Below are 13665 nucleotides of genomic sequence, written 5' to 3' on the forward strand. Positions count from 1 at the left end.
TTAGATTTTAGATTTTAGATTGACCCCAGCAATCAAGCCACTTGCTCTGTTATTTAATTTGAGATTTTGGATTAAAGAATTATTCTCGCGTTTCAATTCGCTTGCTCTCAGACCTTTTTAAATTTTGGATTTTAAATCTTCAATTCAAAATCTCAAATTTAGTGAAGAAGATCAACAGCATTTGTCACGCCAGTTCCTAAGAATTCAAAAATAGTTTTAGCTAACGCCTTCGATGCCAAGTATGGTACGCCATTACCAATAGTCTTAAACATATTTGTGAGCGACATATTCTCTGGAAGTACAAAATTTGCAGACAAAGATTGTATGGCTAAAGCTTCCGCCACAGATATTCGCCGGATTTTATAGGGATGCAAATGTACTTCATTATTTCCATAGCAAGCTGTCGGAGAGTAACGCCATCTATGAAGACGCTTGAAAGACTTTTTAGAATCATCTCCTTCATCAATAGCAGCAAATCTTGTGATACCTGTCCTTGGTTGAAAACAGTTATCAGTATTAGGATGCTTCAGCACATTATTTTTTCTAAACCAGTATTCTACGGTGAGTTCTTGAGGGATGTCATCAGGACAAGGCATGATGGAATTTTCTTGGAATGGTTCGCACTTCCGCCAAGGATAAGCAAAAACCTTTTTTTGAGGATATAAAATATGATTGTTCCAAGGAAAATATCCCTCAGCAAGTAAGTTTTCACTACCGAGTTTTATTCCTATATCCTTGATAAAATTATTTCGGAAACCAATCAAAATAATTCTTTCTCTATCCTGGGGTACACCATATTCGATAGCATTAATTAACCGCTCTGTTAATATATAGCCTGCTTGCAGTAATTGTTGCTTGAGCGATTCAAAAAATAAACGGTGCTTTGTCGTTCTCCACAACCCCTTAACGTTCTCAAATAAAAAGAAATCTGGAAGATTGCGGCAAATTAATTCAACGTAAGAAGCGGAAAGCTTGCCATTATCTCCTAAACGTCCTCTATTTTTCCCGCCAATAGAAAAATCAGGACAGGGAGGCCCGCCAATGAAACCCACAATATTATTAGATTTGCGGCAGTCTTCTACTAACTCCCGGAGGTGTTGTGTTTGTAGAGCTTCGAGAAGTTGGGTTACGTCTCCTGCTTCTCCGTCATAATACCCGTATTCTGGCAACGGTAGATTGAGAACCTGTCGTGAATGGCGATAGGCGGCAATGAATGGGGGGAAGATTTCATTAACATAAACAATATTAAAACCGCTGGTTTCAAAACCTAAATCGAGGAAACCTGAACCAGCAAAAAAGGAGAAAATACAAGGGCGATCGCTCATTCAATAACTAAGTAAGTAAGTAAGTGGGCGTGAATAATTAAAGGTTTGTAGTAAGCGGCTCCAGCCTGGAAAATAGGCATAGATCTGCTTACTACGAGCCAATTTAATTAATTTTAGATTGCGTAACATAGTTTGATTTAATCTTGCCTACTTACTTAGTATTGTGAAACAGTCTTAATTAATATCGAAAGATTTAGGGTTTTTACTTACGTACCAATCAGAAATGTACATTTGAAATGCTGCTGAAATAGTCAAAAAAATTCACAGCTTCTCTAAGTATTTAATATCAAAGTTTACTCAATCTTTAAGGAAAATCCCTGACAGAAAAACAGTCTGAAGCGACAATTAAATATAGGAGTTTCCTAGCTCCAAATCATGTTTAAGACAAATATTTGTCATTAAATAAAAAACCGGGGTACTTCGGACTAACTTTTTATGCGAATTTTAATTTACTCCTACAACTATTATCCAGAGCCGATTGGTATTGCCCCACTGATGACTGAATTAGCAGAGGGACTAGTGAAGCGTGGGCATCAAGTGCGCGTAGTCACCGCTATGCCCAACTACCCTGAGCGTCAAATTTACCAGGAATATCGGGGTAAGTGGTATCTCAACGAATACAAAAATGGCGTTCAAATTCAACGCAGTTATGTTTGGATTCGTCCTCAACCCAACCTATTAGATCGGGTGTTACTAGATGCTAGTTTCGTTGTCACTAGTTTTGTGCCCGCCCTCATCGGTTGGCGTCCAGATGTTATTCTCTCAACCTCGCCATCCTTGCCAAGCTGTGTACCAGTTGCTCTTTTAGGGTGGTTACGTGCTTGTCCTGTGATCTTAAATCTACAAGATATATTACCAGAAGCAGCCGTTCACGTCGGTCTACTGAAAAATAAATTGCTCATCCAGTTGTTTACATTATTGGAAAAATTTGCCTACCATACTGCCAGTAAAATTAGCGTCATCGCCGATGGGTTTGTGGACAATTTGCGATCTAAGGGCGTAGAAGCTGACAAAATTGTGCAAATTCCCAACTGGGTTGATGTAAATTTTATTCGCCCTATGCCTAAAGAAGATAACCCTTTCCGCGTAGCACATAATCTAAATGGCAAATTTGTAGTACTTTATTCTGGTAACATAGCCCTAACCCAAGGCTTAGAAAGCGTCGTCAAAGCTGCTTCTGTATTGCGCCATATCCCAGATATTGTTTTTGTCATCGTTGGAGAGGCAAAAGGTTTACAGCGATTGCAACAGGAATGTCTAGACTGCGGCGCAGATAATGTTTTGCTACTGCCATTTCAACCCCGCAAATATTTGCCACAAATGTTGGCAGCTGCCGATGTTGGTTTGGTGGTGCAAAAGAAAAATATTGTATCCTTTAATATGCCGTCAAAAATTCAAGTGCTACTTGCCAGTGGTCGGGCTTTGATTGCCTCTGTCCCTGACAATGGTACAGCAGCAAAAGCCATCAGGCAAAGTGGCGGTGGAGTTGTCGTTCCTCCAGAAGATCCCCAAGCTTTAGCAATGGCAATTTTAGATTTGTACCAAAACCCCGAAAAAGTCAAAACTCTGGGTTATAAAAGTCGCCAATATGCGGTTGAACACTATGCTTTTGAGCAAGCTTTAAATCAGTATGAGTCGTTGTGTTACTCATTGACGGCAAATCGTGGAGCAATTGAGTCCACAAGAGTTACAAAACAAGAAGTTTAATCTCCACATTAGAGTTATATTGCATACCTAGATTTTAGTAAAATTGCTTATACAAAAATTGCAATTATGCCGTCAAATCTAGGTGGCAGGAGATTTGGATCGTGACTATTCTATTAGAAAATATACAGCAATAGATAAGCAACTTTTCAGGTGCATTGTTGAACTAAAAATCCCACGGCTTCACTTCATTCAATTCGTGGGTAAGTAGTTGATTGATTTATCGCTGCACAATAACATTCGCAGCTGCTGATTGGTGATGTCGAAATCTAAACAGCCAATTATTAAAATAGCACAGCACGGCGTAAATAAACCACCCATTCCAAATCAATCAAATGCTTACGCTGTATACCTGTTTGAATTTTGCGGAAAGTCCGCGAGCGTCTTGGAACTTTCCAAGACGAATTTTGAATTTTGAATTCCGCCTTGCGGTACCAGCCCCATAGACACCTGTTTTTTTGTTAGTATTCAAAAAAACCTATTGACACATTTTCAGATCAATTGTTTGTTGTTTGTAAGTAAATGTCAACAATTGTTTCAAAAGAAAGAAAGCACCTGAGGTTTAATGACTGATTATTTCCAAGGAAATTTCCCATTACAATCTGTCCCACTGACGAAGAGTGTAGTCAAGAGCTACGCCCAAACTGAAGAAGCGAGCGGAGTATTAGCTGCAACTATCGCTGTTGCGGCATCAGACCGCAAAGCGGGTGAGATTGTATTGCTCAAAGTAGCAGAGGTATCTTACCTAGCAGATTACTTTGTGATCATGACTGGCTATTCTAGGGTACAAGTAAGGGCGATCGCTCAAGCAATTGAAGGAAAAGTCGAAACTGAGTTGCAACGGCGTCCCTTAAGGACAGAAGGAAAAGCCGAGGGGAGTTGGGTACTACAAGACTACGGTGATGTGATCGTTCACATCATGACGCCCAAGGAACGGGAGTTTTATAATTTAGAAGCGTTCTGGATTCATGCAGAGCGTATTTCCCTTCCAGAATCTGATGAGGGTGAAGGTAAGCCAACATGATTAGGTCTTCGGTTTCAAATTGCCCAGTTCCTACAGACCAACAACCGCTCAATGAATACGAAGAGTTAAAAACTTCCTGGCTGTTTCGTGATAGCACTTTAGATTGGCGCGAGTATATCACGAAAATTGTTTGGATTTGGGGTTTATCTTGGCTCTTAGCAGGGCCGATAGCTGCGGCAAGTTTTCCTCCTCACAAGTATATTGCACATTTTATCCTCTGTGGTGCAGCCGGAGCGAGTGTCGGGGTAGTGCTAGCACTGGTAAGGTTATACTTAGGCTGGTTCTACGTGTGCGATCGCCTTTGCAGTCCCACAGTATTTTATGAAGAGTCAGGCTGGTATGACGGTCAAACTTGGACGAAGCCACAGGAAGTCCTCAACCGCGATCGTTTGATTGTTGCATACGAAATCAAACCGATTCTGCGGCGGTTACAATTTACCTTTGCTGGCTTGGCGGGAATGTACGTTATTGGTACTATAGGTTGGCATTTGCTTTAAAGAGTCATTGGTCATTGGTCATTAGTCATTAGCTAAGGACTAATGACTAATGACCAATGACTAATTAATTAAAAAAGGTGATAAATATAAACCCATGACAATGGGAAAACGAACTCAAGCCACAGCACTGGAAGTCCGGTTGCTGCGGGAAGGTATTATTGAATCCAGGCATATAGTCCAAGCTGTTGTATGCGACGAACGAGGACGGGTTCTAACCGTTGCCGGAAATTCTGAAACTGCTGCATTTATCCGTTCAGCCCTTAAACCATTTCAGGCACTCGCAGTCACCACCACAGGTACATTGGAACGCTATGACCTCAGCGATCGCGACTTAGCAATTATCACAAGTTCCCATAAAGGAACAATAGATCAAGTCCGACAGGTATTTAACATCCTTTGGCGGGCTGATCTTGATCCAACTGTACTGCAATGTCCAATTCCTGAAGGTAAGCGGAGTTCTCTCGAATACAATTGCTCTGGAAAACATGCGGGAATGTTAGCCGTTTGTCAGCAGCGCCATTGGCCCTTGAATAACTACTTGGATCGCAAGCACCCAATACAGCAGTTGATTTTGGGCAAAGTAGCAGAGTTGCTGCGAATGCCAGCGGAGGAATTTATCAGCGCTCATGATGACTGTGGCGCACCAACTTATCTGATGCAACTCGGTCATATGGCATCTTTGTATGCACTGTTAGCCTCTAGTACCAATTTGGATTTGGAGCGCATTGTCCGTGCTATGACTCATCACCCCGCGATGGTAGCAGGAGATGGAGAATTTGATACGGAACTGATGCGTTTAACTCCAGGAGAACTGGTCAGTAAAGCTGGTGCCGAAGGAGTGCAGTGCATTGGTAGACTCGGTGAAGGTATGGGATTGGCAATCAAAGTCATGGATGGGGCAAAACGGGCAAAACATGCCGTTGCTATTCACTTACTCCAGCAAATGGGTTGGATTAGTCCCAGCGCCGCCGAAAGCCTCTCAGAAAAGTTTGTGACCTTGGGAAAATACAAGCGTTTAGAAGTAATTGGAGAATTATCATTTTTGTAGTTGCCAAACTCTTGACTATAGGTTATGCTATAAAAGTCAAGAGCGACGCGGGATAGAGCAGCCTGGTAGCTCGTCGGGCTCAACGGGCAAAGTTAACTAGACGCTTATTAGTTAAGTTTGCTATGGGCGGCATATAAAGAAACTTATATGCGTTTATCTGTCAAACTCGGGGAAGCCAATAGCGCGGTAATCCCGAACCAAGCTCCAGAAATGGAGAAGGTGTAGAGACTGGAAGGCAGACACCCTAACGGTAATGCCGAGGGTGAAGGGACAGTCCAGACCACAAACTGGTTAATCCAGGCAACGAAAGTTGTAGTTGGTAAGCATAACCCGAAGGTCAGTGGTTCAAATCCACTTCCCGCCACCAAATTAAAACAAAACCCCGGAATTTGAAAGGATTCCGGGGTTTTATTTTAATTAATTATTTTTATTTTGGATATGGATACAAAGCTTAGAGGAGACATCGCAGAACAAGCAGCTATTCTTCATGCCTTAGAGGTTGTTTGAAAAGTGGTATGTTGTGATACTAATCGAATGATTACCCCCCTTAATCCCCCCTTATAAAGGGGGGAAACAAGAAAATCTGGTTCCCTCCCCTTTGTAAGGAGAGGGTTAGGGTGGGGTAAAAGAATATTTGATACATCAATCACGACTTTTCAAACATCCTCTTAAAGCGTGGTTGGGGAGTTTTGAAACCTGTTGGTGATAGACTACCTTATGATTTAGTATTTGATGTTGAAGGAACTCTAGTTAAAATTCAAGTCAAATATGCTTGGTTTGATGAAGCTTCTCTTAATTATGCTGTAGATAATCGCCGCACTAAAACCAATCGGCGACAAATGCTTCGAGAAGCGTATAAGCCAGCAGACTTTAATTTTGCTTTAGTTTATATAGAAAATCTTGACCTATTTTATATCTTCCCAATAGACATTTTGTTTTGACCCTACTAATATAATCCTGGAGTTCCATCAGGAAATTAACTCTGAGTGGGTGCTAATTGTTTTTGTGTATTATCCCACATTTCATAGAATACACTCCACTCAAAAAAGTCTATTGCATCCTCTAATTTACCAGCTTTAAATTGCTGGTAAAAACTGCTTGATGACATATTATATTGTGCTTCAAATGTTTTTAAGCGATGCTCTAAATCTAGTATATCTTGCTGAGTTAACTGAGGAACTTTCAAAGATGACCCTGCGGAGGTAATTTTTGTTTCTAAAAGTTGGCGTTCTTCTTCAGATAAAGATAAAATAATCTGGGCTATACATTCAACCAGTTTTGTATTCATATTTATTTCTCCTGTCAATCTTAGACTTTTGGGATAACTCAATGTTAACTTAGTAAAGATTTGCGTATAATTGTAGCGTATTATATTGAATTAGCTTGACCTACTGATCATCGAGAAGCTTGGGAGTTAATTTTACAGGTATCTGTAGGTAAAGAAAGTTGTGTTCGCTCGCCTGTTCAATTTCAGAGAAGCAGGTTTTTGATCTATTCTGGAAGAAATAGCCATCCAAAAAGCGCGGAGAATCATGGTTGTGAAGTTGCAGCGACCAATTTTAGTGGGAGGATTGGGACTGTCCTTTTCCCTGTGGATGTTGGACAGTTGGCACGATTCTATAGTGCAGGTGGGTGAGTTTGGTTTGTTGAGTGCCTTAGCTGTAGGCGGTGGTTTGTGGTTATTCCAACAAAATCGCCCGAAAGACAGTTTAGAGCAGCTAGATGGTATGCTAGTCGATCGGGCGACTGTGGAAAGTGCGATCGCTAAAGCTGAAACTGTAATTAACCAACTGGCACAAGAAGCAGAAAACCATCCGGCATTAGAGACACTCAGAGAACAAGTTGCCCAATTGTTGTTGGAATTAGACAGACAAGAAATTAAAGTGGCTGTGACTGGTGGGAAATCCGTGGGTAAAAGCACTTTAATTCAAGTCTTAAAGCCAAATGTAAAGACACAAAATTTGGTGTCTTTAGAAGAAACAGCACCTTTGTTTAGAGAAGCGGGTGACAATTCAGATGCAGCTATTTTAGCAGAAGTAGCAAAATCTGATTTTGTTCTATTCCTGACAAACGGTGATTTGACAGACTCAGAATTTCAAACCTTACAACAGCTAAAGGCAGCAAATCAGCCCACAATGCTGGTTTTCAATAAACAAGATCAGTATTTAACCGATGAAAGCGCCAGCATCTTGCTGTCATTGAAACAGCGAATGCAGGGAAATGTAGTTGCAACTGCGGCCTCTCCCATTGCGATCAAAGTCCGAAAGCATGAGGCTGATGGTGCTGTGCAAGAGTGGATGGAACAACCAGCACCCGATATCCAGCAGTTGACGCAGCAGTTGGGTGAAGTTTTGGCACAGCAAGGACAACGCCTGGTTTGGGTAACTACCATGAGGAAAGCCGGGTTGTTGAAAGCTGAAGCGAAAAACTGGCTAAATGGAACTAGACGCGATCGCGCTACCCCAATTATTGAACAATATCAGTGGATAGCTGCTGCTGCTGCCTTTGCTAACCCAGTACCAGCCCTTGATATTCTGGCGACTGCGGCAATTAATGCTCAAATAGTAATGGATTTGGGTAATATCTATCAGCAAAAATTTTCCCTGGAACAGGCGCAAACCGTAGCTGGAACAATGGGAAGTTTGATGCTGAAACTCGGTTTAGTTGAACTTTCTACAAAGGCGATTAGTACTGTTCTGAAAAGCAATGTCGTTACCTTTGTTGCTGGTGGCGTAGTGCAGGGAGTAAGTGCAGCTTATCTGACTAGAGTAGCAGGGTTAAGTCTAGTTGAATATTTCCAACAGCAGGAAATAGCAATAGATTCTGGGACTGGTTTGAATTTGGAGAATTTGCGGCAAACCTTGCAAAAGATATTTGGGCAAAATCAACAAATGGCTTTTCTGCAAGGGTTTGTTAAGCAAGGTGTGAAGCGTTTGTTGCCAGAAGCACAGCAGGTTGAATTAGTGGGTATTCAGAAGGCTGTGGGTTAAGTTCACGCAGAGGCGCAGAGTTTTTCTTTGCGCCTTTGAATTAGGCTGAAAAATATAGTAATCGTTGCGACTCCTGTTTTAAGGATAGGTAAATCATGAAAACGCCTTATCTTACAAACCCAGAAGGTGTTTTTAACAAAGATTTGTTAGAAACTATTGACATAAATGAGCTTCAAAACCTAGTTATTCAAACTAGACACAGATTGGAAGAACGTATTAGTTCCCAATCTCCAGCCACTTCAATGTTTGTACAAATAACTCATTTGGCAGCTGAAGCTGAAGCGGCTAACGACTTATCAATAAAATCTCATAAATTCCAAGAAGCAAGTAATCTAGCTTTCAAACTTGCACAAGAGTATCAGGAAAATAACCTAAATACAGTTTTTGAATTATTAAAAGATTATTCATATTTATTACAAATAAATAAAAAGTTTTCTCTGGCGTTATATTACTTAAATTTAGCCAAGGAAGCTAAAACTAACAATAACAAATCAACACAATACAAAAACTATACTGAAGCCTTCAAATTACTCACAGAAGTTGTCACAAATTATTGGAAGCGTTGCCCGACCTACGTCTGTTGGATGCTAGATATCTCAGCTAACAAACTGCTTGTAGATCAAGAACTGGGGCAAAAAAAAGTATTGTCTGAAATGAAGTTTTGGTTTCAGATGCTTTTACCTTCAATTAAAAGTTGTAAAAACTTAGTTGCTAATTACAAAAAGGCAAAAAGAGAGTACATACGTTCTGTATTAATCAAGGTAGAAACATATCCAGATTTATATCTTCCTTCAGCAGAAAATATTAATTCTATTAAAGAATATGGTTTAACTCTCGATGATGTTCTTTCCGTACAGAAATATGCATACCGGGATACGAAATTTCTTCAATTACAAGCCGTTCTATATGAAGCGATAGAAGAAACTATACAAATGATGAAAATGGGTGTAGATATTAGCGATCCATTAGTAATTACACCTGTGGGATGGATAGCACAAAAATACCCAGAAATTTCTAAATATTGTAATCAAATTCTCACAGAATTAGTAGAAAAGCAATTTAGTAATCCTTTGTTAGAAAATGAGGATCAAACAATGACAGGTGAGTTTTAACAAAACAATATATCAAGCATGAACTGGGAAGAATTAAAGAGTGAGGGAGATGTTGCAGTCAAAAAGGTTTGTGATGGATTAGAAAAAAGAGGTATTAATGTGGGAAAGTCGATTATGAGTCAGTTTGGTACTGATGAAGACATTCCCGTGTATGATAGTTTAGGTAATAAGTTGTTTTGGATATCTGTAAAAAGCGTGCCTGGAAACACTACAGATCCTAAGAAATTGCCACCAGGTTATAAAGGATGGATGTGTGGCGAAGTAGAGAGTAAACAGTGGATATATCCACCTAAAATAATTATTTGGTATTGTCTAAAGTCTAATGTAGCTTGGGGAGCAATAACACCAAAACGTCCTAGTACTGAGTGGTTTATTTATCCTGATAGGTATGGCATCATCAAAGATCAGCGTAAAAGTTATCTATCAGGTGAAGTTTATTACATTTATCCATCTTATTGTGTGCCAGTTGAAAGAATAATCAGTAAAGACCAAGTTATTGCATATATTAAACAATTATCCAGCCTTTAATTTAGAATGTGCGATCGCCCTTGTATTTTCTCCTTTTTTGCTGATTCAGGTTTCCTAGATTTAGGTTTTCAAACCAGCGATTTTAACATTCTTTATGTCAAAGACATCTTCTTAACAATTCATGCCAGCATATTGCCATTTACGCGGGGATTCACTTTTTACTTTTTACTTGTTAAGAAATAAGAATTAAATAACATACAATTTATGTCCCTGGCTTACCTCACCCTCAATCCCTCTCCGATATATTGGAGAGGGAAGCTAGATACAGGATGAAGTTTGGCATTTTATTTAATCCACGTTCCTAAGCAAAGGATAATACTTGCGTGCTGCGATAGGTAAACCTAAAATGTACCCAAGCCTAAAATCGGCTTGGGTACATCCAATAATTATCGTGAGAGTTGCGAGTTACCAAAAAATTGTGAATAAGAGTAGTTAGCTAAACAGCGCCACTGTTTCTATTAAATAGAATAGTTATAGTTTTGAAAATTAGCTTTAAATCGTACACCAAACTCCAATTTTTTTGATACTGCAAATCCAGGCGAATTACATCTTCAAAACTACGGACTGTAGAACGTCCATTTACTTGCCATTCGCCAGTCATACCGGGTTTAACATCTAAACGTTGCCACTCTGGTACTTCATAGCGTTCCACCTCATCGGGTGTAGGTGGTCGAGTGCCTACTAAACTCATCTCTCCCTTGAGGACGTTCCAAAATTGCGGTAGTTCATCGAAACTCGTTCGCCGTAAAAAGCGCCCGATCTTAGTAACTCTGGGGTCATTCTCATTTTTGAAAAAGGCACCTTGCACTTGGTTTTTAACTTGGGATTTCTTCGCTTCCGCATCCACACACATGGAGCGGAATTTCCAAATCTTAAACTGCTTCCCCATCCAACCACAACGGGTTTGACTAAAGAAAATCGGCCCAGGATCATTAATTTGAATAGCGATCGCAATCGGAATAAACAAAACTCCTGTAATTAATAAACCGATCACTGACCCTACAATGTCAAATAACCGTTTCATCCAAGATGCCACAGAAGGGTGAGTAGTGGGTAACTGCTCTACTTTACGGGAAGTTGTTTTCCGATTATCTACTAAGTCTTCTTGTTCTATTAGCGACCCATCGTCCACAGACTCAAGGGGAAAAACCTGATCCAATCCGGTGAGTTTTAGGACTGCCATTACCTGAGGTGTTACATTCCGCAGTGTTAATGTAATCCCTTTCGCCTGGGCGTATTTAAAATTACTGACCAGGGCACCTAAACCACTACTATCCATAAAAGTAGTTTGGTGAAAGTCAATGATAATTTGCTTAGGATGTGAATTGGGCTGGATTAAGCCTTGGCAGGTTTGCTTAAAGCCTAAAGCCTCTAGCACGCTCAACCGCGTCGGCACCTGCACTATAGCCGTGTCGTTTAGGGAATTAACTGGAAAATCGACCTCTGTCGGTTGGCTAGTCATGAAGCTCTGCACTTTCGTTGCCATGTATAATGTAATCTGCCAAACATTATTTTGTCCTACAAAATTACCTAACCTAATATAGGAATCAGTAGTAATAAGGACTAATTACTATTTACCGGGGCTGAGATTGGAGATCGCTAGCGACGATTCACAATAGAACAAGAAGCCAAAAAACATCCTTGCTGTTGTGCCGACGCAGCGCGATCGCGTTGTTCTGATCAAATGATTGCTAAAACTACGGTTACACCTACTGCACGCCTGATTGAGGTCTTTTCTGCCATTCAAGGGGAAGGACTGAATGTAGGGACACGTCAGATTTTTATTCGTTTTGCTTTGTGTGATTTGCGCTGTCATTTTTGTGATAGCGCCCACACTTGGAATGCACCTGCGACTTGTCGGATAGAGCGATCGCCTGGATTGCGCGACTTTGAAATCCACTCTAATCCCGTCCCATTACCCATCTTAATTGAATGGGTGGAACAACAAAATCTACCTTGTCTACACGATAGCATTAGCTTAACGGGGGGTGAACCACTTCTGCATGTTCCATTTTTGATGCAGTTTCTACCCCAAGTGCGAGCCATAACTGGTCTACCTATATATTTAGAAACTGGCGGACATCGCTCAGAACAACTGGCGATGATTCTCCCCTACTTAGACTCTGTAGGTATGGATTTCAAGTTGCCCAGTGTTAGCGGCGAAAGTCATTGGCAAGAACATAGTAAATTTCTCCAATTATGTCATGATTCATATTTAAATGTTTTTGTCAAGATAATTGTGTCTCAAAACACAGATCCCGCCGAGTTGGAACGTTCAGCTTTGCTGGTGGCAGAGGTTAGTCCAGATATCTCAGTATTTTTACAACCTGTTACGCCTTTGGCAGCATCTGAACAGTTTTCCCCTATACCTGTGCTTGCGCCTTCGAGCGATCAAGTTTTGACGTGGCAAGCTTTGATGAAGCGGTTTGTCAAGCAAGTGCGTGTGATCCCCCAGACGCATAAAATGCTGAACCAGCTTTGAAGAGTGAAGAGTGAGGAGTTTAAAGTGAGGAGTGAGGAGTTTGAAGTTTGAAGTTCACTCATAACTCCTAAGGGACTGAGAAATAAAAAAACATCCCAAATTTTCTTGTGGGATGGGTGTCCGCACTACGTGCCGCTACGCGAACACCATCCCATATTCAGGGCGGGCTTTCCTGCCCACCCCACAAGATGGATAATTTATTTATTGTCAGTCCCTAACTCCTAACTCCTAACTAATTACAGTCCGCCCTCATCTGGAGTTTTGGATTTAGCTTTTGCCTTATTGGCACTGCGTTTGAGGGCAGAGAGTCTTGCTTCGTATTTCGACCTTTGGCGCTTACTAGGAGTATTGTCAATCAGGGTTTTCAAGGCGCTGCCAAGACTCTTGTAGGCATTGGGGAGGCTATAACCAAAACGAGTTGCCAAAGCGATCGCTTTCTCATCAGCATTGAGCAATTCTTTTAGTTGCTTTTCCCCACTATTCTTTTGGTACAGTCGCCAGCCTGACACGCCACACAGCGACAAAGCTAACACCAGCAGCAATGCATCTTGTACCCACAATTCGCCTACAGCACCACCTAAACCGATGGCTAGTGCTGCCATTTCCCAACCATCTTTAGGAATTGTGTCATTTTGAACGCGAGCAACTTCATGCCAGAACAGCAGATTACGCTGATCCATAGCGAGGGCATCCCATTTCACCAAGTCAATTTGAATTTCTACCTGGTCTTTACCAATTTCTTCGCAGCGGACCAGGGGTGGATTGACCTCAGTTGTGCCTTCAACCGTGACCCAGCTTTGCAATTCTGGCGGCAGTAAGCCTTTCAACCGCCGGAGTTCACTCATTTCCGCTTTGGCAGAGGAGGTTGCATAGGATGTCATAATATCCAGCCCCAGAAAATTTCAGTATATAGTGAGGGTATCACTTTGGAGTATAGCTATTTAAGTGATGATCC

Annotated in this window: 13 protein-coding genes; 9 read left to right on the forward strand and 4 right to left on the reverse strand. The window is 41.0% G+C overall.

The features are described 5' to 3' along the window. Positions 1–158: 158 nt before the first annotated feature. Entirely contained in the window at positions 159–1325 is a 1167-nt protein-coding gene (locus HWQ41_RS02825) for a DNA cytosine methyltransferase (RefSeq protein WP_292759736.1), read from the reverse strand. 435 nt (positions 1326–1760) lie between these two features. Here HWQ41_RS02825 and HWQ41_RS02830 point away from each other — a divergent pair, with 435 nt between their 5' ends. The 5 genes from HWQ41_RS02830 to HWQ41_RS02850 all read left to right on the forward strand — a co-directional run bounded on the left by HWQ41_RS02830 (position 1761) and on the right by HWQ41_RS02850 (position 6539). Continuing rightward, complete coding sequence (locus HWQ41_RS02830; protein WP_292759738.1) at positions 1761–3032, forward strand: glycosyltransferase family 4 protein; 1272 nt, start codon at positions 1761–1763, stop codon at positions 3030–3032. A 562-nt stretch (positions 3033–3594) separates the two neighbouring features. Then, on the forward strand, positions 3595–4053 hold the full coding sequence (gene rsfS, locus HWQ41_RS02835; RefSeq protein WP_292759740.1) for a ribosome silencing factor: 459 nt from the start codon (positions 3595–3597) through the stop codon (positions 4051–4053). Then, on the forward strand, positions 4050–4550 hold the full coding sequence (locus tag HWQ41_RS02840; protein ID WP_292759742.1) for a CGLD27 family protein: 501 nt from the start codon (positions 4050–4052) through the stop codon (positions 4548–4550). Before rsfS ends, HWQ41_RS02840 begins: the two co-directional genes overlap by 4 nt. A gap of 94 nt (positions 4551–4644) precedes the next feature. Continuing rightward, positions 4645–5598 carry an asparaginase gene (locus tag HWQ41_RS02845; protein WP_292759744.1) on the forward strand — a complete coding sequence of 318 codons (954 nt, stop codon included), beginning with the start codon at positions 4645–4647 and terminating at the stop codon, positions 5596–5598. A gap of 662 nt (positions 5599–6260) precedes the next feature. Beyond that, positions 6261–6539 carry a group I intron-associated PD-(D/E)XK endonuclease gene (locus tag HWQ41_RS02850; RefSeq protein ID WP_292759801.1) on the forward strand — a complete coding sequence of 93 codons (279 nt, stop codon included), beginning with the start codon at positions 6261–6263 and terminating at the stop codon, positions 6537–6539. Positions 6540–6574: 35 nt separating this feature from the next. Here the strand turns inward: HWQ41_RS02850 and HWQ41_RS02855 are convergent, their stop codons facing one another. Continuing rightward, entirely contained in the window at positions 6575–6886 is a 312-nt protein-coding gene (locus HWQ41_RS02855) for a hypothetical protein (RefSeq protein WP_292759746.1), read from the reverse strand. A 244-nt stretch (positions 6887–7130) separates the two neighbouring features. On the opposite strand from HWQ41_RS02855, the gene HWQ41_RS02860 reads away from it, so the two are divergent. The 3 genes from HWQ41_RS02860 to HWQ41_RS02870 all read left to right on the forward strand — a co-directional run bounded on the left by HWQ41_RS02860 (position 7131) and on the right by HWQ41_RS02870 (position 10228). Beyond that, positions 7131–8588: a YcjF family protein gene (locus HWQ41_RS02860; protein WP_292759748.1), complete on the forward strand. Its 1458-nt coding sequence runs from the start codon at positions 7131–7133 to the stop codon at positions 8586–8588. Between the two features lie 95 nt (positions 8589–8683). Continuing rightward, positions 8684–9700: a hypothetical protein gene (locus HWQ41_RS02865; protein WP_292759750.1), complete on the forward strand. Its 1017-nt coding sequence runs from the start codon at positions 8684–8686 to the stop codon at positions 9698–9700. A gap of 18 nt (positions 9701–9718) precedes the next feature. Continuing rightward, complete coding sequence (locus tag HWQ41_RS02870) at positions 9719–10228, forward strand: hypothetical protein (protein ID WP_292759752.1); 510 nt, start codon at positions 9719–9721, stop codon at positions 10226–10228. Between the two features lie 436 nt (positions 10229–10664). Here the strand turns inward: HWQ41_RS02870 and HWQ41_RS02875 are convergent, their stop codons facing one another. Next, on the reverse strand, positions 10665–11714 hold the full coding sequence (locus tag HWQ41_RS02875; protein ID WP_292759754.1) for an anti-sigma factor antagonist: 1050 nt from the start codon (positions 11712–11714) through the stop codon (positions 10665–10667). Positions 11715–11912: 198 nt separating this feature from the next. Between HWQ41_RS02875 and HWQ41_RS02880 the strand changes: the two genes are divergently transcribed. Next, positions 11913–12710: a 7-carboxy-7-deazaguanine synthase QueE gene (locus HWQ41_RS02880; protein ID WP_292759755.1), complete on the forward strand. Its 798-nt coding sequence runs from the start codon at positions 11913–11915 to the stop codon at positions 12708–12710. A gap of 236 nt (positions 12711–12946) precedes the next feature. Here the strand turns inward: HWQ41_RS02880 and HWQ41_RS02885 are convergent, their stop codons facing one another. Continuing rightward, entirely contained in the window at positions 12947–13591 is a 645-nt protein-coding gene (locus tag HWQ41_RS02885; protein WP_292759757.1) for a DUF3318 domain-containing protein, read from the reverse strand. Between the last annotated feature and the right edge of the window lie 74 nt (positions 13592–13665).

Origin of the sequence: Nostoc sp. NOS(2021) (genome assembly GCF_017115025.1) — a bacterium.
GTDB lineage: Bacteria > Cyanobacteriota > Cyanobacteriia > Cyanobacteriales > Nostocaceae > Nostoc.

Excerpts from the sequence above, each read along its gene's own strand:
- HWQ41_RS02825 (WP_292759736.1), bottom strand. The coding sequence starts at position 1,325 with ATGAGCGATCGCCCTTGTATTTTCTCCTTTTTTGCTGGTTCAGGTTTC.
- HWQ41_RS02830 (WP_292759738.1), top strand. The coding sequence starts at position 1,761 with ATGCGAATTTTAATTTACTCCTACAACTATTATCCAGAGCCGATTGGT.
- rsfS (WP_292759740.1), top strand. The coding sequence starts at position 3,595 with ATGACTGATTATTTCCAAGGAAATTTCCCATTACAATCTGTCCCACTG.
- HWQ41_RS02840 (WP_292759742.1), top strand. The coding sequence starts at position 4,050 with ATGATTAGGTCTTCGGTTTCAAATTGCCCAGTTCCTACAGACCAACAA.
- HWQ41_RS02845 (WP_292759744.1), top strand. The coding sequence starts at position 4,645 with ATGACAATGGGAAAACGAACTCAAGCCACAGCACTGGAAGTCCGGTTG.
- HWQ41_RS02855 (WP_292759746.1), bottom strand. The coding sequence starts at position 6,886 with ATGAATACAAAACTGGTTGAATGTATAGCCCAGATTATTTTATCTTTA.
- HWQ41_RS02860 (WP_292759748.1), top strand. The coding sequence starts at position 7,131 with ATGGTTGTGAAGTTGCAGCGACCAATTTTAGTGGGAGGATTGGGACTG.
- HWQ41_RS02865 (WP_292759750.1), top strand. The coding sequence starts at position 8,684 with ATGAAAACGCCTTATCTTACAAACCCAGAAGGTGTTTTTAACAAAGAT.
- HWQ41_RS02870 (WP_292759752.1), top strand. The coding sequence starts at position 9,719 with ATGAACTGGGAAGAATTAAAGAGTGAGGGAGATGTTGCAGTCAAAAAG.
- HWQ41_RS02875 (WP_292759754.1), bottom strand. The coding sequence starts at position 11,714 with ATGGCAACGAAAGTGCAGAGCTTCATGACTAGCCAACCGACAGAGGTC.
- HWQ41_RS02880 (WP_292759755.1), top strand. The coding sequence starts at position 11,913 with ATGATTGCTAAAACTACGGTTACACCTACTGCACGCCTGATTGAGGTC.
- HWQ41_RS02885 (WP_292759757.1), bottom strand. The coding sequence starts at position 13,591 with ATGACATCCTATGCAACCTCCTCTGCCAAAGCGGAAATGAGTGAACTC.